At 60.6% G+C, this 22,900-nt stretch carries 26 protein-coding genes and 1 other RNA gene; 16 read left to right on the top strand and 11 right to left on the bottom strand.

The window, feature by feature from the left end; genetic code table 11:
- Positions 1–26: 26 nt before the first annotated feature.
- The 3 genes from recF to AB8B33_RS23080 are packed head-to-tail and all read left to right on the top strand — an operon-like array spanning position 27 to position 2,442.
- Positions 27–1,151 carry a DNA replication/repair protein RecF gene (gene recF / locus AB8B33_RS23090; RefSeq protein WP_439017004.1) on the top strand — a complete coding sequence of 375 codons (1,125 nt, stop codon included), beginning with the start codon at positions 27–29 and terminating at the stop codon, positions 1,149–1,151.
- The gene (locus tag AB8B33_RS23085) at positions 1,148–1,972 is read left to right on the top strand and encodes a molybdopterin-synthase adenylyltransferase MoeB (RefSeq protein WP_439017003.1); all 825 of its coding nucleotides are present in this window, start codon (positions 1,148–1,150) and stop codon (positions 1,970–1,972) included. The genes recF and AB8B33_RS23085 overlap by 4 nt, the downstream gene beginning before the upstream one ends.
- Positions 1,969–2,442 carry a GNAT family N-acetyltransferase gene (locus AB8B33_RS23080; protein ID WP_439017002.1) on the top strand — a complete coding sequence of 158 codons (474 nt, stop codon included), beginning with the start codon at positions 1,969–1,971 and terminating at the stop codon, positions 2,440–2,442. Before AB8B33_RS23085 ends, AB8B33_RS23080 begins: the two co-directional genes overlap by 4 nt.
- A 33-nt stretch (positions 2,443–2,475) precedes the next feature.
- On the opposite strand, the gene AB8B33_RS23075 is transcribed toward AB8B33_RS23080, so the two are convergent.
- Positions 2,476–3,477, bottom strand: coding sequence for a 2-hydroxyacid dehydrogenase (locus tag AB8B33_RS23075; protein WP_439017001.1), 1,002 nt, complete (start codon positions 3,475–3,477; stop codon positions 2,476–2,478).
- A gap of 177 nt (positions 3,478–3,654) precedes the next feature.
- Here AB8B33_RS23075 and AB8B33_RS23070 point away from each other — a divergent pair, with 177 nt between their 5' ends.
- Complete coding sequence (locus AB8B33_RS23070; RefSeq protein WP_113320503.1) at positions 3,655–4,194, top strand: SH3 domain-containing protein; 540 nt, start codon at positions 3,655–3,657, stop codon at positions 4,192–4,194.
- Here AB8B33_RS23070 and AB8B33_RS23065 read toward each other — a convergent pair.
- Entirely contained in the window at positions 4,187–5,179 is a 993-nt protein-coding gene (locus AB8B33_RS23065; protein ID WP_439017000.1) for an adenosine kinase, read from the bottom strand. The two genes, AB8B33_RS23070 and AB8B33_RS23065, sit on opposite strands and share 8 nt — an antisense overlap.
- 405 nt (positions 5,180–5,584) lie before the next feature.
- On the opposite strand from AB8B33_RS23065, the gene AB8B33_RS23060 reads away from it, so the two are divergent.
- Positions 5,585–6,532, top strand: a complete 948-nt coding sequence (locus AB8B33_RS23060; protein ID WP_113320501.1) for an AEC family transporter — start codon at positions 5,585–5,587, stop codon at positions 6,530–6,532.
- A gap of 57 nt (positions 6,533–6,589) precedes the next feature.
- On the opposite strand, the gene AB8B33_RS23055 is transcribed toward AB8B33_RS23060, so the two are convergent.
- Entirely contained in the window at positions 6,590–7,162 is a 573-nt protein-coding gene (locus tag AB8B33_RS23055) for a c-type cytochrome (protein WP_439016999.1), read from the bottom strand.
- Between the two features lie 154 nt (positions 7,163–7,316).
- On the opposite strand from AB8B33_RS23055, the gene AB8B33_RS23050 reads away from it, so the two are divergent.
- Together AB8B33_RS23050 and AB8B33_RS23045 are read left to right on the top strand one after the other, a co-directional pair.
- Entirely contained in the window at positions 7,317–8,072 is a 756-nt protein-coding gene (locus tag AB8B33_RS23050; protein WP_439016998.1) for a 3-deoxy-manno-octulosonate cytidylyltransferase, read from the top strand.
- A 12-nt stretch (positions 8,073–8,084) separates the two neighbouring features.
- Positions 8,085–8,939, top strand: coding sequence for a prephenate dehydratase (locus tag AB8B33_RS23045; RefSeq protein WP_310379885.1), 855 nt, complete (start codon positions 8,085–8,087; stop codon positions 8,937–8,939).
- 56 nt (positions 8,940–8,995) lie between these two features.
- On the opposite strand, the gene AB8B33_RS23040 is transcribed toward AB8B33_RS23045, so the two are convergent.
- From AB8B33_RS23040 to AB8B33_RS23020, 5 genes are all read right to left on the bottom strand, one after another.
- Positions 8,996–9,364 (bottom strand): VOC family protein, encoded by a 369-nt coding sequence (locus AB8B33_RS23040; RefSeq protein ID WP_025669404.1) that lies wholly within the window; start codon positions 9,362–9,364, stop codon positions 8,996–8,998.
- Between the two features lie 135 nt (positions 9,365–9,499).
- Complete coding sequence (locus AB8B33_RS23035; RefSeq protein WP_113320497.1) at positions 9,500–9,721, bottom strand: hypothetical protein; 222 nt, start codon at positions 9,719–9,721, stop codon at positions 9,500–9,502.
- A 70-nt stretch (positions 9,722–9,791) separates the two neighbouring features.
- Positions 9,792–10,487, bottom strand: a complete 696-nt coding sequence (locus tag AB8B33_RS23030) for a helix-turn-helix transcriptional regulator (RefSeq protein ID WP_113320496.1) — start codon at positions 10,485–10,487, stop codon at positions 9,792–9,794.
- Between the two features lie 60 nt (positions 10,488–10,547).
- Entirely contained in the window at positions 10,548–11,507 is a 960-nt protein-coding gene (gene nudC, locus AB8B33_RS23025; protein ID WP_113320495.1) for an NAD(+) diphosphatase, read from the bottom strand.
- Positions 11,504–11,914: an HIT domain-containing protein gene (locus tag AB8B33_RS23020; RefSeq protein WP_439016997.1), complete on the bottom strand. Its 411-nt coding sequence runs from the start codon at positions 11,912–11,914 to the stop codon at positions 11,504–11,506. The genes nudC and AB8B33_RS23020 overlap by 4 nt, the downstream gene beginning before the upstream one ends.
- An 89-nt stretch (positions 11,915–12,003) precedes the next feature.
- Here AB8B33_RS23020 and ffs point away from each other — a divergent pair.
- The 4 genes from ffs to AB8B33_RS23000 all read left to right on the top strand — a co-directional run bounded on the left by ffs (position 12,004) and on the right by AB8B33_RS23000 (position 15,019).
- Positions 12,004–12,100: signal recognition particle sRNA small type (ffs, locus tag AB8B33_RS23015), an RNA gene on the top strand.
- Between the two features lie 43 nt (positions 12,101–12,143).
- Positions 12,144–14,012: a DNA polymerase III subunit gamma/tau gene (locus AB8B33_RS23010; RefSeq protein WP_439016996.1), complete on the top strand. Its 1,869-nt coding sequence runs from the start codon at positions 12,144–12,146 to the stop codon at positions 14,010–14,012.
- 19 nt (positions 14,013–14,031) lie between these two features.
- Complete coding sequence (locus tag AB8B33_RS23005; RefSeq protein ID WP_007813855.1) at positions 14,032–14,355, top strand: YbaB/EbfC family nucleoid-associated protein; 324 nt, start codon at positions 14,032–14,034, stop codon at positions 14,353–14,355.
- Between the two features lie 52 nt (positions 14,356–14,407).
- Positions 14,408–15,019, top strand: a complete 612-nt coding sequence (locus AB8B33_RS23000) for a LysE family translocator (RefSeq protein ID WP_439017292.1) — start codon at positions 14,408–14,410, stop codon at positions 15,017–15,019.
- A gap of 1 nt (position 15,020) precedes the next feature.
- Here the strand turns inward: AB8B33_RS23000 and AB8B33_RS22995 are convergent, their stop codons facing one another.
- Positions 15,021–15,638: an MOSC domain-containing protein gene (locus tag AB8B33_RS22995; protein ID WP_439016995.1), complete on the bottom strand. Its 618-nt coding sequence runs from the start codon at positions 15,636–15,638 to the stop codon at positions 15,021–15,023.
- Positions 15,639–15,695: 57 nt separating this feature from the next.
- Between AB8B33_RS22995 and recR the strand changes: the two genes are divergently transcribed.
- Positions 15,696–16,301 (top strand): recombination mediator RecR, encoded by a 606-nt coding sequence (gene recR, locus AB8B33_RS22990; RefSeq protein ID WP_007813850.1) that lies wholly within the window; start codon positions 15,696–15,698, stop codon positions 16,299–16,301.
- An 8-nt stretch (positions 16,302–16,309) separates the two neighbouring features.
- The gene (locus AB8B33_RS22985) at positions 16,310–17,563 is read left to right on the top strand and encodes a lytic murein transglycosylase (protein WP_439016994.1); all 1,254 of its coding nucleotides are present in this window, start codon (positions 16,310–16,312) and stop codon (positions 17,561–17,563) included.
- A gap of 25 nt (positions 17,564–17,588) precedes the next feature.
- Here the strand turns inward: AB8B33_RS22985 and AB8B33_RS22980 are convergent, their stop codons facing one another.
- Positions 17,589–18,044, bottom strand: a complete 456-nt coding sequence (locus tag AB8B33_RS22980; protein WP_439016993.1) for a GNAT family N-acetyltransferase — start codon at positions 18,042–18,044, stop codon at positions 17,589–17,591.
- Positions 18,045–18,052: 8 nt separating this feature from the next.
- Positions 18,053–19,684 carry an MFS transporter gene (locus AB8B33_RS22975; protein WP_439016992.1) on the bottom strand — a complete coding sequence of 544 codons (1,632 nt, stop codon included), beginning with the start codon at positions 19,682–19,684 and terminating at the stop codon, positions 18,053–18,055.
- A gap of 245 nt (positions 19,685–19,929) precedes the next feature.
- Here AB8B33_RS22975 and rimP point away from each other — a divergent pair, with 245 nt between their 5' ends.
- Genes rimP through AB8B33_RS22960 form a run of 3 tightly spaced genes read left to right on the top strand, consistent with a single transcriptional unit; the run spans position 19,930 to position 22,886 of the window.
- Positions 19,930–20,535: a ribosome maturation factor RimP gene (gene rimP, locus AB8B33_RS22970; protein ID WP_439016991.1), complete on the top strand. Its 606-nt coding sequence runs from the start codon at positions 19,930–19,932 to the stop codon at positions 20,533–20,535.
- Positions 20,536–20,595: 60 nt separating this feature from the next.
- Positions 20,596–22,200 carry a transcription termination factor NusA gene (gene nusA, locus AB8B33_RS22965; RefSeq protein ID WP_037100404.1) on the top strand — a complete coding sequence of 535 codons (1,605 nt, stop codon included), beginning with the start codon at positions 20,596–20,598 and terminating at the stop codon, positions 22,198–22,200.
- Positions 22,200–22,886, top strand: a complete 687-nt coding sequence (locus AB8B33_RS22960; RefSeq protein ID WP_113320488.1) for an RNA-binding protein — start codon at positions 22,200–22,202, stop codon at positions 22,884–22,886. Before nusA ends, AB8B33_RS22960 begins: the two co-directional genes overlap by 1 nt.
- Positions 22,887–22,900 lie beyond the last annotated feature (14 nt).

The following is a 22,900-nucleotide window of genomic DNA, read 5'->3' as shown; positions in this document are numbered from 1 at the left end:
TTAGCCTTGATGTTTCCGGATATCCGATGCCGCACAAGGTTGCCCTCTCCCGTCTGAAACTGACCGACTTTCGCAATTATGCGTCGGCCTCGCTTGCGCTCGACGGGCGGCACGTGGTGCTGACCGGGGACAACGGCGCCGGCAAAACCAACCTGATGGAGGCGGTCTCCTTCTTGTCACCGGGACGCGGGCTGCGCCGCGCCGCCTATGGCGATATTACCCGCGTCGGTGCTGTGGGCGGATTTTCGATCTTTGCCGAGCTTGAAGGCATGGAAGGCGATGTCGAGATCGGCACAGGGATCGATACCAGCGACGAGGCGATGGCGCGCCGGCTGCGTATCAACGGAACGACGGCCAAGACGGTTGACGAGCTGACGGACCACCTGCGTGTGCTCTGGCTGACGCCGGCAATGGACGGGCTCTTTACCGGTGGCTCGTCCGATCGCAGGAGGTTCCTCGACAGGCTGGTGCTGTCGCTCGACCCTGAGCATGGCAAGCGGGCGAGCGATTTCGAGCGCGCCATGCGCAGCCGCAACAAGCTGCTCGATGAGGGCCGCTTCGATCCGTCCTGGCTTTCCGGCATCGAGGAGCAGATGGCAAGCCTCGGTATTGCCATGGCACTCGCCCGGCAGGAAATGCTCGGCCTGCTGACACGGCTCATCGAGGAAAGCCGCGAGACCTCCCCCTTCCCATCAGCATCGCTGCAGCTCTCGGGCTTCATGGATGGCCAATTCTCCCGACCCGCAGTTGATCTGGAAGATGAGTATGCGGCAACGCTCGCCGCCAACCGCTACCGCGATGCCGGCGCCGGACGCACGCTGGAGGGGCCGCATCGCGCCGATCTCATCGTGCATCATCGTGAGAAGCAGATGGAAGCGGCGCGCTGCTCCACCGGGGAGCAGAAAGCCCTGCTGGTGGGCCTTGTGCTTGCCCATGCGCGGCTCGTCGGCAACCTGACTGGCCATGCGCCGGTTCTGCTCCTGGACGAGATTGCCGCCCATCTCGACGAGGGACGCCGAGCCGCATTGTTCGACCTCATAGACGGGCTTGGCGGCCAGGCCTTCATGACGGGAACGGACCATCAGATGTTTGCCGCACTTGCCGAGCGGGCGCAATTTTTCACGGTTGCTGACGGAAGGGTTTTCGAATGAGCGATAGCGCTTCTCCCGACGGTTCGGGGCATGTTAGCATCACGCCTATGGAACCCCTCAGCCCTGACGAAATCGCACGCTATCATCGCCATATCCTGCTGCCGGAAATCGGCGGCGCGGGCCAGCAGAAGCTGAAGGCCGCGCGCGTGCTTGTCATCGGCGCCGGAGGGCTCGGGGCGCCGATCCTGCAATATCTGGCAGCCGCAGGCGTCGGCACGCTCGGCATTGCCGATGACGACCGTGTTTCGCTCTCCAACCTGCAGCGACAGGTGATCCACGATTCCGGCACGATCGGCGAAATGAAGACGGAAAGCGCGGCCATTGCGATCGCTCGGCTGAACCCGCATATCAAGGTCATCCGTTTCACTGAACGCCTTTCCGCCGATACGGCGCGTTTGCACCTTTCCGGCTTCGATCTCTTGATCGACGGCTCGGATAATTTCGATACGCGCTATATGGCCGCCGATGCAGCAGAAGAAGCGCGTATCCCACTTGTGACCGGTGCCGTCGGCCGTTTCGACGGGTCGCTGACGGTGCTGAAACCCTATGAGGCTGCCGAAGACGGCACGCAGAACCCTGGATATCGCGATCTCTTTCCCGAAGCACCGCCGGCCGGATTGATCCCCGCCTGCGCGGAGGCCGGTATCATTGGCGCACTGACGGGCGTGATCGGCACGATGATGGCCATGGAGGCGATTAAGCTCATTACTGGTGCCGGCGAACCGCTGATTGGCCGCTTGCTGCTTTATGACGCCCTGTCTGCCCGTTTTGATACGATCCGCTATAAGCGTCGCCGCGCGAGGCAGAGCGGGACTGCATGACGCCTTTTCGCATTGATGAGCGCTTTGCTCGCTGGAGCGAGCTGCTCGATCTCATTCTCGCATCCTTCGCCTATATGGAGGGCCGCATCGATCCGCCCTCCTCCGCAACTCGCCTGACGATGGAATCGCTGGTGGAAAAGGCAAAGGCAGAAATCGCCTATGTCGTAGAGGATGCAGGGCAGCTCGCTGGCTGCATTTTCCTGCGCCCGGAGAAAGATTGCCTCTATGTCGGAAAACTCGCGGTTCTGCCATCCGCGCAAGGCAGGGGCATCGGCCGGCAACTGCTTGATATCGCCGAAGAGACGGCGCTTAATCTCGGCCTTTCGGCATTGAGGCTCGAGACACGGATAGAGCTCGTCGGCAATCACGCGACCTTCGCTGCCTGGGGCTTTGAAAAGACCGCAGAGAAATCCCATCCGGGTTTTACGCGCGTGACGTTTATCGAGATGAAGAAAGCGCTCGCCGGCTGATCCGGCCAGCTAGAGATGGGAGCGCTCCGGCCGTCACCGGCCCGGCAGCACCCGATTCGGTGGGCGATGACCATCGATGAAGGCGCGGATGTTGATGATGACCTTGTCGCCCATCTCCGCACGTCCCTCGATCGTTGCCGAGCTCATATGCGGCAACAGCACGACCTTGCCCTCATTGGCGAGCTTTACCAGCTTCGGATTGACGACAGGTTCGTTCTCGAAAACATCGAGCCCGGCGCCAGCGATCTTTCCTTCCCGCAGGCATTTGATGAGAGCAGCCTCGTCGATCACGTCACCGCGAGAAGTGTTGACGAGATAGGCCGTCGGCTGCAGCAGCGCCAGGCGTCTTGCCGACAAGAGATGGAAGGTTGCGGGCGTCGAGGGGCAATTGACCGAGACGATGTCGACGCGGGCGAGCATCTGGTCGAGGCTTTCCCAATAGGTCGCCTCCAGCTCATCCTCGGTCGCAGGGTTGACGCGCTTGCGATTGTGATAGTGGATCGACAGGCCAAAGGCCTTGGCGCGTCGCGCAACGGCCGTGCCGATACGGCCCATGCCGACGATGCCGATTCGCTTTCCGTGGATGCGTCGCCCGAGCATCCATGTCGGAGACCAGCCGGCCCATTCGCCGGGCTTTTCGGTCAGCACGCGCGCGCCTTCGCCGATGCGCCGCGGCACGGCGAGAATCAGCGCCATGGTCATGTCGGCGGTGTCATCGGTCAGTACGTTCGGCGTGTTGGTAACGGTGATGCCTTTGCGGGCGGCGGCCTCGACGTCGATATGATCGGTGCCGTTGGAAAAGCTGGCGATCAGCTTCATCTGCGGCCCGGCCTGCTCAATGAGAGCTGCGTCGATCCGGTCGGTCACGGTCGGAACCAGCACGTCGCAGGTCCTGACGGCTTCGACGAGTTCGGGGGCGGATCGCGGCGTATCGTCGATATTCAACTCGGCATCGAAAAGCTCGCGCATGCGGGTTTCGACGACATCAGGCAGCTTGCGGGTTATGTAGACCTTCGGTTTTTTCTTCGTCGTCATAGCGGCTTGCAATGCCTTGTTTAGAGGTCTTTAACCAAGATGGGCGATCATTTTCCCGTTCCGGGCATTTTCTACCAGACCCGCACGCGAAGACAAACAAAACTCGTGTGGCGGCCGGGGAATCCCGGAAAGCGAGCAGGCGCGGCCTGCTGCGAATTCGAGCCAACGGAAGCTTCCATGCGTCGCACAGTTATGAAGTCCTGCCTCGTCCTGGCGGTTGCCTTTGCCGTATCGGCGGGCACCATCGAATTTGCGCAAGCCCAGGCGGCCAAGGGGCCGAGCGGCCTGCCGCTGCCGCGCTTCGTGACTCTGAAGTCCAAGCGCGTGAACCTGCGCATCGGACCGGGAACAGATTATGCGGTTTCCTGGATGTATCTGAAGACGGGTTTGCCGGTCGAAATCATCCAGGAATACGACAACTGGCGCCGTATCCGCGATGCCGACGGCACGGAGGGCTGGGTCAATCAGTCGCTGCTGTCAGGCCAGCGGGCCGCCATCGCGGCACCATGGATGAAGGGCAAGGGCAAGGGCGTCTATGTCAACCTGCGCCGTGAGTCACAGCCATCCGCCAGCATCGTTGCCAAGCTGGAGCCTGGCGTGATGATCTCGATCGGCGAGTGCAATGGCGAATGGTGCTTCGCCAAAACCGACGGCGCCGAAGGCTGGGTGGCGCAGTCGGAAATCTGGGGTGCCTATCCGGGCGAGGCCTTTAAATAAGGCCTGCCTCCTTTGCAGCTGCGGACAGAGACTTCATCGGCCGCGGACCGATCTGCTGAATGACGATGCCGGCGGCAAGGCAGCCGAGCTTGCCGCAATCTTCCAGCGTACGGCCCTGCGTATAGCCGTAGAGGAAGCCTGAGGCGAAGAGGTCGCCGGCACCGGTCGTATCAACCACTTCGTCGATCTTGATCGCGTCGACGTAATGGCGCTCGTTGCCTTTCAGGATCACGGCGCCGTCCTCGCTCATGGTTACGGCAGCGATCTTGCAATCCTTGGCGATCTTGTTCAGCGCTTCCTCAAAATCGTCGGTCTCGTAAAGCGACAGGATCTCCTGGCGGTTGGCGAAGACAATATCGACCTTGCCCGAGCGCATCAGGTCCAGGAATTCGCTGCGGTAACGATCGACGCAGAAGCTGTCGGAGAGCGTCATCGACATTTCGCGGCCGTTCTCGTGGGCGATGCGGGCGCAATCGAGGATCGCTTCCTTGGCACGTGGCGGATCCCAGAGATAACCTTCGAAATAGGTTACCTTGGCTTGCGCCACCACATCCGCTTCGACATCCTCAGGCCCGAGTTCGACGCAGGCGCCGAGATAGGTGTTCATCGAGCGTTCGCCGTCATCGGTGACAAAAATCATCGAGCGTGCGGTGGGCGGAAATTCGCCCTTGGCCTCGGTCCGATAGTGAACCCCCTGAGCACGGATATCATGCGCGAAGATCTCGCCAAGCTGGTCTTCTGCGACCTTGCCGAAATAGGCGGCCTTGCCGCCGAGGCTTGCCACGCCTGCAGCCGTATTGCCGGCGCTGCCGCCGGAAGCTTCGAGTGCCGGCCCCATGCGAGAGTAGAGCAGTCCGGCGCGATCGGCATCGATGAGGTTCATCGCTGCCTTGGTGATCTTGTTGTCAATAAGGAACTGGTCGTCGCAACGGGCGATAATATCGACGATTGCGTTGCCGACTGTCAGAACATCGAATTTGGTCATGAAATGGGAAGTCCCGGATTTGTGATAGCCGGTAGTCGGTCTTAGCGAAATTTGCCGGTATTGGAAGGATAAACAGCACGCAGCCTTCCAAGTCTTCGCAAAACTGCCGTTTATTCGTCATGCCGCTGTCACCGTGCCTGCCTAAAAACAGCATCAGGAAGACCGGCATGCAGGTATCTCGTATGGCCGGGTATGGGAGGGATGATCCCTTCAATCTTACCGGGACGACGCTGACCACGGATGAACTGGCAGTATCGCAACCGGCTATCCGGCAGGACCGGATGCGGAAAAGCGGGCTTAGCCCGCTTTTTTTGTTGCGCCGCGAAAGATATTGTATCCAAGGCATTTGTCATGGCTGGCGATTAGCTGCTAGACCTCGGCGATCCCCGCGCAGAGCAGCAGTCTATGTCAGCCATCATCTTCGACGTTCTACCGATCTTCCTTCTCATTCTCATCGGCTGGCTGATTGTCCGTACAGGGTTGCTGACGACTGAGGTCGGCGATGCCTTGAGCGAGTTCGTCTTCAAGATCGCCGTGCCACTGCTGCTTTTCCGCACCATCGCCGAGGCCGATTTCCATGGCGCGTCGCCGTTCCGGCTCTGGATCGTCTATTTTGCCGGTGTCGCGGTGACATGGACGGCCGGGCACATCGTTGCCACGCGTTTCTTCGGGCGCGATGAGCGGATCGGCGTGCTTGCCGGCGTGTCCTCCGCCTTCGCCAACAACATCTTCATCGGTCTGCCGCTGGTCGAGCGCACTGTGGGCAGCGAAGGGCTTGTTGCCCTTTCCATCCTGCTTGCCGTGCATCTGCCGATCATGATGGTGGCCGGCACGATCATGATGGAACATGCCGAACGCAAGATCTCCGGCAAGAGCGATCGCAGCATGACCCTGGTACTAAGGCAGATCGGCCTGAACCTGCTGCACAATCCGCTGGTCATCGGCATTGCGGCCGGCGCGGTCTTTCACGTCTCGGGCCTGACCATGCCGGCAACGGTCAGCTCCGTCGTTGGGCAGATCGCCAGCACGGCTGGTCCGGCGGCGCTGATTTCGCTCGGTATGGCGCTGCAGAAATACGGCGTCTCCGGCAACGTCGGGATCGCCAGCGTGACCTCCGCCTTCAAGCTGCTGCTGCTGCCTGGCTGTGTGTGGGCAGCAAGCCATCTTTTCGGCCTCAACAACGAGTGGGCGGCGGCTCTGGTGCTGACCTCATCGGTGCCGACGGGGGTGAATGCCTGGCTGATCGCCAACCGCTTCGGCGTCGGTCACAGTCTTGCCGCCTCGACCATCACAGTGACTACAGCGCTCGGCGCGATCACCGTTTCCTTCTGGGCCTATATTCTCGGCGCCTGAGGCAACAAAAAAAGCCCGGCTTGTGACCGGGCTTCTTCTCGAAAAAATCGTCGCTTCTTACTGCGTTGCAGTCGGAGCATTCGGATCCGGCAGCGGAGCCGGTGAATCTGCCAGCGTGTGCAGATAGAGAATGACGTTAGCGCGGTCCTGATCCTTCGGCAGACCTGCAAAGCCCATGGCGGTGCCCGGAACATCTTTCTTCGGGGCCATCAGGAACTTGTTGAGGTTTTCGAAGGTCCAGTGTTCGCTGCTGCCCTTGGAAAAGTCCTTCATGGCAGCGGAATAAGCAAAGCCTTCATGCGAGGCGATTGGGCGATCTACGACACCAAAGAGATTCGGGCCGACTTTATTCGGTCCGCCTTTGGTGCCGTCATGACAGGCCTGACACTTCTTGAATACGGTCTCGCCGGCCTTCGCGTCGGCGCTGGCAAGAAGCTGCGCGATCGGAACAGCAACGGCAGCGGGTGCGCCTTCGCCGCCAGCGGCGGGTGCCTCCTCGGCGACGATGGTAAAACCTTCCTTCTCCGGCGCCTCGGAATGGAAGATCCCCTCGGACGCGATGGAGACAGACATCAGAACGAAGATCGTTCCTAGCAGCGCCCCCACGGCCGTATTGACGTATGAATTCATCTGCAATGCTCCCCTTGCAGCCGGCAGACCAGAAACCGGACCATCTTGAAATTGCGCGGAACCTATGTCTTTTGGCTATTCGTTGCAACTGTCTAAATGGTCTTGTGCGTGAGACTTTTTGCCACTTTTCAACCCGGATTAGAAGGCCCGAACAATGACTGATTCAAAATTGGATGACGTGCTGGTGCTGATCCCCGCACGCATGGCCTCGACCCGCCTTCCGGGCAAGCCGCTGGCCGATATTTGCGGTTTGCCGATGATCGTGCAGGTGGCGAAACGAGCACAGGAAGCGGCGATCGGCCGGGTGGTTATTGCCGTCGACGACCAGCAGGTGTTCGATACTGTCGCCGCAGCGGGCTTTGACGTGGTCATGACACGCCAAGACCATCAGTCTGGCTCGGATCGTATTTTCGAGGCACTGAACAAGGTCGATCCAGACGCGAAAGCCAAAATCGTCGTGAACATCCAAGGCGACCTGCCGACGATCGAGCCGGAAACCGTGCGTGCGGCTTTGCGCCCTCTCGAGAACGAAGCCGTCGATATTGGAACTCTGACGACCGAAATCGACAACGACGACGACAAGACCGCGCCGCACATTGTGAAAGTCGTCGGTTCACCACTCTCCGACAGCCGTCTGCGTGCGCTTTACTTCACCCGCACGACCGCGCCTTACGGCAACGGGCCGCTCTATCACCATATCGGGCTCTATGCCTACCGACGCACGGCACTCGAGCGTTTTGTCTCACTTGGCCCATCGACGCTGGAAAAGCGCGAATCATTGGAGCAGTTGCGGGCACTCGAAGCCGGTATGCGCATCGATGTCGAGATCGTTGACACGGTTCCGCTTGGTGTCGATACTCCGGCCGACCTCGAAAAGGCGCGGCGCATTCTCTCCGCAAAGGCCAACTGACGGATTTTCCTCATGAACATCAAGACCAACAGAATCGCCTTCCAGGGCGAATTTGGCGCCAATTCCGACATGGCGAGCCGCGACATGTTTCCGACCATGGAGCCGTTGCCCTGCCAGACCTTTGAGGATGCCTTCACGGCGGTGGACAATGGTGACGCCGATATCGGCATGATCCCGATCGAAAACACGATTGCGGGCCGCGTCGCCGACATCCACCACCTGCTGCCGGAATCGCGCCTGCACATTATCGGCGAATATTTCATGCCGATCCGCTTTCAGCTCATGGTGCTGCCGGGCGTGACGAAGGACGAGATCCGCACTGTGCACAGCCATATCCATGCGCTCGGCCAATGCCGCAAGATCGTGCGCGCCAATGGCTGGAAGCCTGTGATCGCCGGCGACACGGCAGGGGCCGCCAAGCTCGTCAAGGAAACCGGCGACCGCTCGATGGCGGCGCTCGCGCCGCGCCTTGCCGCCGACCTTTACGGCCTCGATATCATCGCCGAGAATGTCGAGGATACGGAAAACAATGTGACGCGCTTCGTTGTACTGTCACGTGATGAGGAATGGGCAGAACGCGCTGCCAGTGACGAAAAGATCGTCACCACCTTCGTCTTCAACGTCCGCAATATTCCGGCAGCGCTCTACAAGGCGCTCGGCGGTTTTGCGACGAACAACATCAACATGACGAAGCTCGAAAGCTATCAGCTCGGCGGCAAGTTCGTGGCGACGCAGTTCTACGCTGATATCGAGGGCCACCCGAACGACGCGCATGTGCGACGGGCACTGGAGGAACTGCGTTTCTTCTCCGAGAAGGTGCGCATCCTCGGCGTCTACAAGGGCCATGCAATGCGGGGACTTCTGTAAGGATTACCCAAAGCCTCTCCGACAACTGACCGGAGAGGCCTTATGCATACCTTGATTTATTTATCCGGCTCACAAACACGCAAGCGATGCCCGTCCGGATCCAGCACGACGAAGGTCGGACCGAAGTCGAGTTCGGTCAGATCCTGAGCGAAGGGCAGGCCACGGCCGCGCCAGTCTTCGTAGTGCCTGGCGACGGCATTTTCTCCATCGACCATGAAGGCGACCTCACCGCGGTTGCCGATGGCAGAGGGCTGCGGTTCGACGCTGCTGCGGCGCCAGAGGCCGAGAGTGAAACCGCCATCGAGCGGAAAGGCGACGAAATTCGGCGCCTCCACAGCCGGTTCGCGGCTCAGAATATTGCGATAGAAGGCAGCGCTTTCAGCGGGATCCTTGACATAGAGGATAATAAGATTGGGGCTGGCCATTTCAGTTCTCCACTGGGTTGAAAGATGCCCGGCCGAAAGCTGCTGCCATTTTATGGCAGCAGCTTTCGGATTGCAGCGCTGCAGACAGCGCCGCCTCGTTGCCGGGAGGAATATCAATGAGGCCGGCGTGCGGCCTTAACGGAAGAGATCGTCGCCGACGCGCCAGTCCTGTCCGTCCATGATGCCGAGATCGCGCTTGTGCCATTGCGGCATCGTCTCGAGATCGAGGCGCGGACGGCGTGATGAGGCTCCTGTGAACCTGTCAGCGAACAGGCGCACCAGACGCGAACGAAGGTTTTTTCCGGCTCCGACTGAAGTACGACGGCCGGCATATTGAACGACTTGGGGCATTCCCATGATCAGTACTCCTTCCTGCTGGACTGGTACTGACAATAGCGCTTCCTGCTGACAGTTTATGGCAGTAGCGTTAGTGCTCGATCGGAGTATCCTGTGTTTCCCGCCATTCCTTCAGGAGAACGGTGCGACGACGCGGATACCGCGTGTCATGGATGGTCATATCGATGATACGATCGGTGCGAAAATGACGGAAATCCTGGCGCAGTTCGCACCAGGCCATGATGATCCGCACATGCTCGAAATAGCCGAGCGCGAAGGGCCAGACGCGGCGGCGGGAAATACGTCCCTGTTCGTCGCCATAATGCAGTTCAAGGATGCGCTCCAGGCGGATCGCTTTGCGGATGGCCGAAACATCCGCCTTGTCCTCATCCTGCCGTTTGCGGCCGACAAAAAGTGTGGCCGAATCGACCATATCGCGCATGTCGGGCGGCAAGACGGCGGCGATCTTTGCCAGCGCATCAGCGCCGGCATTGGCCAGGCGCGGCTCGGCGGCGCGTGCCACCCAACGCGAGCCAAGCACCAGTGCTTCCAGCTCTTCCTCGGAAAACATCATCGGCGGCAGCATGAAGCCTGGTTTCAGCACATAGCCTATGCCGGCCTCGCCCTCGATCATGGCACCTTGCGCCTGAAGGCTTGCAATATCGCGGTAGAGCGTGCGAAGGCTGACACCCGTTTCTTCTGCCAATACGGTGCCAGTAACCGGCCGCCGGTAGCGCCGCAGCGTCTGAAGCAGGGTCAGCAGCCGTTCTGAGCGGGCGACCATGATTATGCCCTCATGCAGACAGGCCGGGCCGGCTGACGATCATCCGTGTTCTCCGACCTTTGTTCAGCGTTTCCACTCGACCCAATCGCGCATCAGTCGATGGGCAATCGCACCCTTCGGCGGCGGCGCTTTGCCGTTGACGCCAGGACGCTCCAGCATTTCGATGGTTTCCTCGCGGGTGAACCAGCGGCAATCCTCGAGCTCAGCCTCATCGCGATGGATATCGCGCGACTTCGCCTCGGCATAACAGCCGATCATCAGCGAATGCGGCATCGGCCAAGGCTGGGAGGCATGATAGCGGATACGGCCGGTCTTGATGCCGGATTCTTCCAGCGTTTCACGGCGAACGGCGTTTTCAATCGTCTCGCCGGGCTCCAGGAAGCCCGCCAGACAGGAATACATGCCGGGCGCGAAATGCGGGCTGCGACCGAGCAGGCAGAGATCACGCTCCTCATCGACCGTCAGCATGATGACGACGGGATCGGTGCGCGGGAAGATCATGTGCTCGCAGGCCGTGCAGACCCGCTTGTAGCCGCCGATGCGGATTTCCATGACCGAGCCGCAGCGGCCACAAAACTGGTTGTCGCTGTTCCAGCGGATGAGGCTTGCGGCCTGCGAGAACTCGCCGAGCAGCATTTCGTCGACAAGCTCGTCGCGGAAGAGCGAGCGGCCGTCGACCGGCTTGTACTGGCTTGCCATGCTTTCGGCATCGATACCGACGGGCACGGCCAGGCGCGGCTCACCGGTCTTTCTATAGCCAAGCAATACGGTCTCGTCCCAGTTCGGCTTCAGTTCCTGCAGCTCGTAGCGTGCGAAGAGCGGATCGAGCACCTGGCCGTCGTGCTTGAGCACCAGCTTGTCCTTGGCGAAGGCGAAAATATGCGTACCTTCGCGGGCAAGCGCCTTTTCGACCGAGGCTTCATCGCGATGTTCGCTGTCGCGGCTCAGGTCGTTTGCGGCAAAGGCGGTGAGATTGCTGGGTTCCGGATGCGGCACGTCCGAATCGAAAAGCGAATGACTCATGGTGAAAGGGCTTCCCGCAGCTTTGCAATGAATTCGTCTCGTGTTGCGTCCTCGTAAGGCTCGGCCTTGCCGAAACCCCAGACGGGACCCGGCCAGTTCGCGTCACCTTCGGAACGCGCAATGACATGAACATGAAGCTGGCGGACGATATTGCCAAGGGCTCCGACATTGATTTTTGCGGCACCGGTAACCTTCTTGAGTGCTGCGGAGACGAGCTCGATCTCGAAGGTCAGCAGCACCTGATCGAGCGGCGTCAATTCGAAGATCTCAGTGATATCAGCTCGGCGCGGTGCCAGGATCAACCAGGGCCAGCGAGCGTCCTTCGACAGCCTGACGTCGCACAGGCCAGTCACCATGATACTGGTGCTGTCATTTTCGAGCCTGGGGTCGAGCACGAAATCGCTCAAAGGCATTCTCCTCATGTTTTCCAATGGACTAGCAGTTTTTTTGGAGCTTGGCTTGCTTTTGATGAGGAATTTGCCGATATGTGCATCCGGGAGGTTGGTGGTGGACGAGCCACTCGCCAACCGGGTCAGGTCCGGAAGGAAGCAGCCCTAACGAGCCCGGCACGGGTCATCGTGCCAGCCTCCCACCTTCTCTTCCAAGAAGCCCGGCCTTCCGGGCGCAAGCAGGGCGATGAGCGACACCGAGCGACAATCACAAGATGCCGCCTCGACGGGCACCGGATACCGGGTGCTGGCACGCAAATACCGCCCCAAGGATTTCACGGACCTGATGGTCGGCCAGGAGCCGATGGTCCGCACGCTTACCAACGCCTTCGAGACCGGCCGCATCGCGCAGGCCTATATGCTGACCGGCGTTCGCGGCGTGGGCAAGACGACGACGGCGCGCATTCTGGCGCGGGCACTGAACTACAAGACGGCTGAGATCGACAAGCCGACGATCGACCTTCGCGTGCCGGGCGAACATTGCCAGGCAATCATGGAAGGCCGCCATGTCGACGTGATCGAGATGGACGCCGCCTCGCATACCGGCATCGACGATATCAGAGAGATCATTGAGCAGGTTCGCTACCGGCCGGTTTCTGCCCGCTTCAAGGTCTATATCATCGACGAAGTGCACATGCTTTCGACGCAAGCCTTCAACGGGTTGTTGAAGACACTCGAAGAGCCGCCGGAACATGTGAAATTCATCTTCGCGACGACGGAAATCCGCAAGGTTCCGATCACCGTTCTCTCGCGCTGCCAGCGCTTCGACCTGCGCCGCATCAGCGCTTCCGATCTCGTCGGCCTGTTTTCGACCATCGCTGCCAAGGAAGGCATCGAGGCGGAACCCGATGCGCTGGCGATGATCGCGCGCGCCGCGGAAGGTTCTGCCCGCGACGGCCTGTCGCTGATGGACCAGGCGATCGCCCATGGCGGTGGCGTGGTGCAGGCGGAAGCCGTACGCGGCATGCTCGGCCTTGCCGATCGCGCCCGCATCGTCGATCTCTTCCAGCATATCGTGCGCGGTGATGTCGCAAGCGCCCTCAATGAATTCCAGAGCCAGTACGAAGCAGGCGCCAACCCGGTCGTGGTGCTGACGGATCTCGCCGATTTCACGCATCTGGTGACGCGGCTGAAATATGTACCCGATGCCGTAAACGACCCTTCGCTCAGTGAAGTGGAGCGCACCAAGGCTGCGGAATTTGCGCAAGGTGTCGCGGTTACCACGCTCTCGCGCATCTGGCAGATGCTGCTGAAGGGCATTCCGGAGACGGAAAACTCTTCGCGCACGGCGGGTGCAGCCGAGATGGTGCTGATCCGGCTCGCGCATGCAGCACATCTGCCGGCACCTGAGGATGCGGCGCGGCGGCTTGCGGAATTTTCCAATGAAAATGGCGCGCCACGCCCGTCTTCGCCTGTGCCCTCGGGCAATGGCGGTGGCACGCGTGTTCCCTATCAGACGAATGTGACGGCACGGGCTCCGGAGCCGGCACCGCGGCCGCAGCCCTCGGGGCCAACCGCCATGTTGCGCGCCGTGCCCAATCTGGAGCCGCAGAGTATCGGCCGTGTCGAGACGAGGCCTGCGGAAGCGCCGAAGCCGCTCGTGCCGGTCAATTCGATCAGCGATATCGTCGATCTCGCTGCCGAAAAACGCGATGTCAAACTCAAGGCATTGGTGCGCAACTTCGTGCGGCCCGTACGGATCGAGCCTGGCCGTCTGGACGTGAACCTCACCGAGGGTGCCCCTGGCACATTGCTCAACGAGCTTGCCGTCAAGCTCAAGGAATGGACAGGCATCCACTGGATCGTCAGCACCAGCCGCGAAGAAGGCGGGCCGACGATGGTGGAGGCGGAAGCCAAGGCGCAGGAGCAACGCGTCAGCGATGCGCGTCAGGACCCTGATGTCGCGGCAATTCTTGCCCAGTTTCCGGGTGCCAAGATCATCGACGTACGGGTGCGGGCGCCGACACCGGAGGAAGAGGCGGAGGAGGTCAACCCGCCTGCTGCCGCCGAATCCGAAGAGGGCGATATCCTGCCCGGCGACGACATAGAATTCTAGTTTCAAGAAGGAGAAGACGATGCGCGACATCATGGGCATGATGGGCAAAGTCAAGGAAATGCAGGCCAAGATGGAGCAGATGCAGGCGGAAATCGCCGAGCTGACCGCCGAAGGCAAGGCAGGCGGCGGGCTCGTCACCGTCATCATCTCCGGCAAAGGCGAATTGAAGAGCCTGAAGATCGACCCTTCCCTCTTCAAGGAAGACGATGTCGAGATCCTCGAAGACCTGATCGTTGCCGCCCACAAGGATGCCAAGGACAAGGCGGAAGCCATCGCTGCCGAAAAGACCAAGGCGCTGACGGCGGGCCTGCCGATCCCGCCCGGTTTCAAGCTGCCTTTCTGATTTCGTCGACTGGTCCGGTAATGACTGGCCCCGGAAGAGGAGACGGGAGATGATGACCTTGACGACGCTGCTGGTTTTCGCTGGCTCTCTTTTCATTGCAGCCGGGACACCCGGTCCGAGCGTTGCGGCGCTCGTCGCCCGCGTCATTTCGAAGGGCGCGCGCGACGTGCTGCCCTTCCTGTTCGGCATGTGGGCCGGGGATGCGATCTGGCTGACCTGCGCCATTGCCGGCCTCTCGGCGATCGCCGAAAGTTTCTACCACGTCTTCGTCGTCATTAAATGGTTGGGCGTGCTCTATCTTCTTTATCTCGCCTGGCGGATGTGGTTCGCCAAAGCCGATGTCGAGGAAGAGGACCTGCCGCAGGAGCGTTCGCGTGGCCGGATGTTTCTGACTGGCCTGGCGATTGCGCTCGGCAATCCGAAGATCATGATGTTCTATGTGGCCCTTCTGCCGTCGATCATCGACATTCCCTCGGTATCGCTTGCCGGCTGGGCCGAACTCGTCGTCACGCTGTTCGTCGTTCTGGCTGTCGTCGATTTCAGCTGGATGTTCCTCGCCGCAAAGGCGCGCGGTTTCCTGAAGAGCCGGCGTGCCGTGCGGATCGCCAACCGGGTGAGCGCGGGAACGATGGCGGGGGCTGCCGTCACCATCGCAATGCGCTGAGCTACGGCTGGGCTTCGAGCAGGTCGCGCAGCTTGTAGTGAATGGGTGCCGCCAGATAGCGATTGCGATCTGCGGCGGAAAGCTGGCGCCCGAAGGTTTCCATCATTTCCGGCATAGTCACTGTGGCGCCGGAAAAGGGGCCGTATTCGACCGGCATTCCAGCTTCCACGATTCCATTTGATATCACGCGGCAATAGATGCCGGGGCGTGCTGCCCTGGTGTAGCGCTTGACGAATTTCGGATCATTCATCCTGGCAGCGAACGTGGCGCAAGGGATGCGGCAGGATGTGACTTCGAGGATCAGTTCGCCGGCGATGAAGCGGTCGCCGACCGCGACATCGCGGTTATCAAGCCCTTCGATGACTAGATTCTCGCCGAAGGTGCCGGGCTCGACAGGGCGGCCGAGTTCGTTCGACCACCAGTCGAGGCTGACTGAACCTTCCAGATAGACAGCTTGATCGACGCCGCCGTGATGTTTCCTGTTGCAGATCGCATCGCCGAAGAGGCCTTCGGCATCAATCATGACGCCGCCGGTGACGGCATGTTTGAAGATACCGGTCTTGTAGCTTTTGCCGGGCAACCTTTCGGCAGAGCCGCGGCAGACGGCGAGGATTTTCATGGTTTCAGCGATTCTTCCGTGATTCCGTTTTCGTTCCATATCAGTTAAGAACGGCGCATGGCAAAGCGAGTCACCGGCCCCGAAATCGAAAAACTGATCCAGCTTCTGGCGAAAGTGCCGGGCCTCGGGCCGCGCTCGGCGCGGCGGGCGGCGCTGCATCTCATCAAGAAGAAGGACCAACTGCTGGGTCCTCTCTCACATGCGATGGGCGAGGCCTATGACAAGGTGAAGATCTGCTCGCGCTGCGGCAATGTCGATACGGTCGATCCCTGTACGGTCTGCACCGATGCGCAGCGCGACCAATCCGTGATCATTGTCGTCGAGGATGTCTCGGATCTCTGGGCGCTGGAGCGCGCGGGCGCACTGAACGCCGCATATCATGTGCTTGGCGGCACGCTCTCGCCGCTGGACGGAGTCGGCCCTGACGATCTCAATATCCGCGGGTTGATCAACCGCGTCGGCGAAGGCGGCATCAAGGAAATCATCATCGCTGTGAATGCGACCGTCGAGGGGCAGACGACAGCGCATTACATCACCGACCAGCTCGCAGATCTCAATGTGAAGATCACGCGGCTGGCGCATGGCGTGCCCGTGGGGGGCGAGCTCGACTATCTCGACGAAGGCACGCTGACGGCAGCCCTTCGAGCGCGGACGGCAATCTAGGGGGATCCATGAACATACGCTTCCTCAGTCGGCTTCTTCTTACAGGCGCCGTTCTGCTGACATTTTCCGTCTCGGCTCGCGCCGCCCCCTCCAAGGCCGATGTCGAAGCGCAGTTCGAAAAATGGGTGCAGGCCGATCTCTGGCCGGAAGCGAAGAAGAACGGCATATCGGAAAAGACCTTCCGCGCCGCCTTTTCCGGCGTCGAGCTGAACTGGACCCTGAGCGATCTCGCCCCTCCCGGCTTTCCGCCGCCAAAGGAGCAGCAGCAGACCCAGGCAGAGTTTTCCTCGCCCGGCCCCTATTTCAACGAGGACCGGCTGAAACGGCTCGCCATGACCGGGCGCGGCTTCGCCTCGCAATATGCCTCGACGCTCAGCCGGATCGAAAAGACTTACGGCGTGCCGGGTTCGATCGTGCTGGCAATCTGGGGGCGCGAGACGGGCTTCGGCGCGGCGAAGATCCCGAATTCAGCCGTTGAGGTGCTGGCCACTAAGGCCTTCATGTCGACACGCAAGGAGATGTTTCGCACGGAGCTGATCGCCGCGCTGCACATTCTCGACGGCGGTGACGTGACGCCTGCAGACTTCAAGGGATCTTCGGCGGGTGCGCTTGGCCAGCCGCAGTTCATGCCGACGAGCTACCTGAAATATGCCGTCGATTTCGATGGCGACGGACACCGCAACATCTGGACTTCGGTTCCCGACACACTCGCCTCGATCGCCAATTTCCTCGTGAAGAAGGGGTGGCAGCGCGACCGCGACTGGGGCTTCGAAGTGACGATCCCCGACGCCGTCTCCTGCGCGCAGGAAGGGCCTGATCTTGCCAAGCCGCTCTCCCACTGGGCGTCGCTCGGCATCAAACGTATTTCCGGCAGTGGTTTTCCGTCCGGCGAATTGAAAGCGCAGGGCATGATGCTGGTGCCGGCCGGGCGTGACGGGCCGGAATTCATCGTTACGCCGAACTTCTACATCATCAAGGAATATAACAACTCCGACCTTTATGCCCTCTATATCGGCAACCTTGCCGACCGCATCGCCTTCGGCTCCGGGGCCTTCCAGGGACAATGGGGCGATGTCGGCAAGATGCTGCGCTCGGATGTCGCCGCCATGCAGCGCGCACTGGAACGGCAGGGTTACGATGTCGGCGGTTCAGATGGATTGCCTGGCTACAAGACACGCCGCGCGATCGGCCAGTGGCAGGAAAAGAACGGCATGAAACCGACTTGCTTTCCCGAGGCATCGATGAAGGGCAAGCTCAAATGAGACGCGTGCACGCCAGGCGGATGCTTTACAGGTTGCGCTTCAGCCCCTCATGGCTCGTCACGAAACCGAGCTTTTTATAAAACCGGATCGAATCCGCGCGCGTCTTGTCGGATGTGAGCTGCACGAGACCGCAACCGCGCTCGGAGCAGCGGGCGATCGCCCATTCGATGAATTGCGAGCCGAACCCGGAGCCGCGATGGCCCTTCGCAATACGCACGCTTTCGATCTGGCCCCGCCACATGCCCGTTCGCGAAAGGCCGGGAAGAAAGCTCAGCTGCAGGCAACCCACGACCCGGTCGGTCTCGTCGATTGCAACAGCCAGCAACTGGTTGGGATCTGCCTCGATTGCGGCGAAGGCTGCGAGATAGCGTATATCGACGGGATCCGAGACGACCTCCCGCGTGCTGCCGAGATCATCATCGGCAAGCAACCGGATGATGTCGGCGAGATCGGATTGTTGTGCCTTTCGGAAAATGTGCATGCCCGACCTCAATGATGCAGATCGATCGGCGTCTTGTGGAAGACGTCATCGATAGGCGGAATGGCCTGGCGCTCGATCATGCGGTGAACATGTGGCAGGCCCTCGCCACGGTGGAGGGCGCGAAGCCGGTCGGTATTTTCGGCATCGGCCTGTGTGCGGCGCTGATTGTGCCTGATATATTCGACCCAGGTCGGCGTGTGATAGGTTTCCGTCCAGAGGCCGGGATTTTCGAGATCGCGCATCAGTGCCCAGTTGCGGGCGCCATCGCGGATGCGGATGCGGCGGCGCTCTTCCATCAGCGTCATGAATTCGGCCAAGTCGTCATCGGCAATCTGGTAATATACTTGGATGACGATAGGGCCGCTGCGTGGCGTGATATCGAGGCCGAGAGCCGGCTCGATAAAGCGGTTCAGCGGATCGAGATTGAGCGAGGCGAAAGCCGGCATGGAAAAGCGCAGGCCGATTACGACTCCAAGCAGCAGGACCGCAGCCGACATCAGCAGTGCATTCGAAAGACCGTACCGGTCGGCGGCAACACCCCAGAGCCAGCTTCCGCCGGCAATGCCGCCGAAGGTGACGGTCTGGTAAAGCGACAAAGCGCGGCCGACCACCCATCGCGGCGTCGAAAGCTGGACGATGATATTGAAGAGCGAAAGTGCCGAAACCCAGCAGGCACCGGCTACGAGCAGCCCGGCCGAGGTGAGCACGGCACTTGGGCTGAGAGCTGCGATCACGGCGCTGAGTGCAAAGCCTAAAAAGGCCAAGCGGATGATCGTCTCGCTGGAGAGCATCTCGCGCAGCCTGGTGCTCAGGATGGCACCACCGATCGCGCCGATGCCGAAAGCGCCGAGCATGAAACCATAGGTCAGCGGCCCACCAGAGACGAGATCGAGCGCGACGACCGGCAGCAGTGCCTGGATAGAACTCGCGCCGATACCGAATACCAGCCCTCTCAGGAGGATCTTTTCGAGGTTGGGCGACATGGAGACATAACGCATGCCGGCAAAAATAGCGCTGCCGAGTGTTTCGCGCGGCAGCGTCGAGGCAGGCGTGCTCGGCCGCCAGCGGAACAGCACATAGAGGAGCGCAATATAGCTCAGCGCGTTCACTGCAAAGGCAGCAGCGGCACCGGCGGCCGCCACGATGGCGCCACCGATCGCCGGGCCGACACTGCGGGTAATGTTGAAGCCCATACTGTTCAGCGTAACCGCGCCAGGCAAATCGGCGCGCGGCACCATGTCGCCGACAGAGGCCTGCCAGGAGGGATTGTTGAGCGCTGTGCCGCAGCCGATGAGAAACGTAAAGAAGAGCAGCAGTCCGGGTGTAATCCAGCCGAGAAAGGCGCAGGCCGTCAACACGATCGAAACCACGAGCATCGCGGATTGCGCCGTCAGCATGATCCGGCGCCGATCATAATTGTCGGCGAGAGCGCCCGAGATCAGCGAGAACAGCATGATCGGCAGCGCCGTCGAGGTCTGGACCAGCGCAACCATGTCCTCGGAAGAGGTGATGACCGTCATCATCCAGGCGGCACCGACGGCCTGAATCAGGCCGCCGAAGTTCGAGGCGAGGCTTGCAAACCAGATGGTGCGGTAGGTCTCATGTCGCAAAGGCGCAAATGTCGAAGACGTATAGGCCACGTTTCCCCCGCTTTTATCGTTGTGCCTCAATAGCAATATATGCGGAAGATAAGTGCTCGCCATAGGTTAGCTTGCGCTTGCAGGGGTGGAAGAGGCGGAATCGGCGCCGACCTTGCAATTTCTAAAAAACGGGACTATATGGCATTCAAATTCTTGATCGTTCGATGAAGAGTGGGCCGCAAGGACCCGCTCTTTTTTATTAGCGCGATCACCCCTAATGCCAGAAATCGCAGGGAGCGCACCGCTTGTCGGATCTGACAAACGCAGACAATCAACATGAGCCGCGGCTGATTACCGAGACCGGGCTTGACCAGCGTCTTGCCGACATTATCGAACCCGTACTCGACGACATCGGCTTCCGCCTCATTCGCGTTCGCATGCTCAACCAGAATGGCATGACGATGCAGGTCATGGCCGAGAAGAACGATGGCACGATGAGCGTCGAAGACTGCGAGCAGGTCTCCATGGCGATTTCTCCGGTGCTCGATGTGGAAGATCCGATCGATAAAGAGTATCATCTCGAAGTGTCTTCGCCGGGTATCGACCGCCCTCTGGTGCGGAAATCCGATTTCGTTCGCTGGCAGGGCCACCTCGTAAAGTGCGAAACGTCGATCATGATCGGCAATCGCAAACGCTTCCGCGGCAAGATCGTCGAAGCGGACGCCGACGGGTTTACGATCGAACGCGATCAGATTGCCTATGGCGAGGAGCAGAAGGTCGTCATCCCCTTCACTGCGCTCAGCGATGCCAAACTCATTCTGACCGACGATCTGATCCGGGATGCACTGCGCGCCGACAAGCTGGCAAAGGCGCAGGCTGCGAACCAGAACGAAGCGGACGACGAAGAATAACCGATCAACGCAAGCTCCAGGGACGGGAACCCGGGTAGTCAAGGACGGAGAAACACAACAATGGCAGTCAGTGCAAACCGGCTCGAACTTCTGCAGATCGCAGATGCAGTGGCGCGCGAAAAGGTCATCGACCGCGAGATCGTGCTTGCCGCGATGGCCGATGCCATCCAGAAGGCGGCGCGTTCCCGTTACGGTACCGAATCCAATATCCGCGCCGACATCAACCCGAAGACCGGCGAAATCCGTCTGCAGCGCCTGCTCGAAGTCGTCGAGAAGGCCGAAGATTATTCCACGCAGATCCCGCTGGAACTGGCCCGCGACCGCAACCCGGACGCCGCCATCGGCGACTTCATCGCCGATCCGCTGCCGCCGATGGATTTCGGCCGCATCGCCGCACAGTCGGCCAAGCAGGTTATCGTGCAGAAGGTGCGCGAAGCCGAGCGTGACCGCCAGTTCGACGAATTCAAGGATCGTGTCGGCGAAATCGTCAACGGAACGGTCAAGCGCGTCGAATATGGCAATGTCATCGTCGACCTCGGCCGCGGTGAAGGCATCATCCGCCGTGACGAAATGATCCCGCGCGAGAATGTTCGCTATGGCGATCGCGTCCGTGCGTACGTATATGATGTCCGTCGCGAGCAGCGCGGCCCGCAGATCTTCCTGTCGCGCACGCATCCGCAGTTCATGGTGAAGCTCTTCACCATGGAAGTGCCGGAAATTTACGACGGCATCATCCAGGTGAAGTCGGTTGCCCGCGACCCGGGTTCGCGCGCCAAGATCGCCGTGATCTCGAACGACAGTTCGATCGATCCGGTCGGCGCCTGCGTCGGTATGCGTGGTTCGCGCGTCCAGGCCGTCGTCGGCGAGCTCCAGGGCGAGAAGATCGACATCATTCCCTGGTCGCAGGACCCGGCGACCTTCGTCGTCAATGCCCTGCAGCCGGCCGAAGTCGCAAAGGTCGTTCTCGACGAAGATGCTGAACGCATCGAAGTGGTCGTTCCGGATGAGCAGCTTTCGCTCGCCATCGGCCGCCGCGGCCAGAACGTCCGTCTGGCTTCGCAGCTGACGGGCTGGGACATCGACATCATGACGGAAGCCGAAGAGTCCGAGCGCCGTCAGAAGGAATTCAACGAGCGCACCAACCTCTTCATGGACGCGCTCGATGTCGACGAGATGGTCGGCCAGGTTCTGGCTTCGGAAGGCTTCGCCGCCGTCGAGGAACTGGCTTATGTCGATCTCGACGAAATCTCCTCGATCGACGGTTTCGACGAAGACACCGCGCAGGAAATCCAGACCCGCGCCCGCGAATTCCTCGAGAAGCTCGAGGCGGAAATGGACGAGAAGCGCAAGGCTCTCGGCGTTGCCGACGAACTGCGCCAGATCGACGGCATAACCGCCCAGATGATGGTGGCGCTCGGCGAAGACGGTATCAAGACGATCGAGGACTTCGCAGGCTGCGCAGCCGACGATCTCGTCGGCTGGACCGAACGCAAGAATGGCGAAACGAAGAAGTTCGAGGGCCTGTTCTCGAAGTTCGACATTTCGCGCGTCGAAGCCGAACAGATGGTTGTGCAGGCCCGCCTGCTCGCCGGCTGGATTACTGAAGAAGACCTTGCGAAGGACGCGGAAGCTGTCGAAGCCGATGCGACCGAGCAGGACGCATAATGACACTGACGCCGGACACATCTCCTGAAGACGATGATCTTGCAGGTTACGACGTGAACGGCCGCATGTGCATCGCAACACGCGAAAGCGGATCGCCGGATGAGCTGATCCGCTTCGTGGCCGCCCCTGACGGGACGGTGGTGCCGGATCTGAAGCGCACGCTGCCGGGACGCGGCTGCTGGGTGAAGATCGACCGGTCGCTGGTCGAGAGGGCGGTGGCGAAGAAGCTCTTCGCCCGCGCCCTCAAGGCCGATGTCAAGGCAGCCGACGACCTCGCCGAGCGGGTGGAGCGGCTGTTTCTGCAGCAGCTTCTGCAGATGATGAATATGGCGCGCAAGGCGGGCCAGCTCGTCACTGGCTCGGCCAAGGTGGATGCCGCAATACGCAGCGGGGCTGCGCTTGCAGTGTTCCATTCGACGGATGCAGCCGCCGATGGCGTGAGAAAAATAGACCAGGCTCGCAAGGCCTGGCACCTCGGAATGGAAACCGAGGAAGAAATACCTTCCTTCCGTCTCTTCTCGGAGAGCGAAATGGAAGGGGTGATGGGCCAGAATGCTTTTATCCATGCCGCAGTGCTTGCAGGGCAGGCGGGTGAAGGTGTAGTGAAGCGCGCAAAGATGCTCGAACAGTACCGTAACGGCGGTCAGTCCCGGGCACCGGGCGGCGCTGGCCAGCAAAAACAATGATGCGGTCACCGGCG

The organism is Rhizobium sp. 768_B6_N1_8, assembly GCF_051811225.1.
Classification (GTDB): Bacteria; Pseudomonadota; Alphaproteobacteria; order Rhizobiales; family Rhizobiaceae; genus Rhizobium.
The sequence above is the reverse complement of the archived record's forward strand: the minus strand, read 5'-3'. Positions and strand labels throughout refer to the sequence as shown.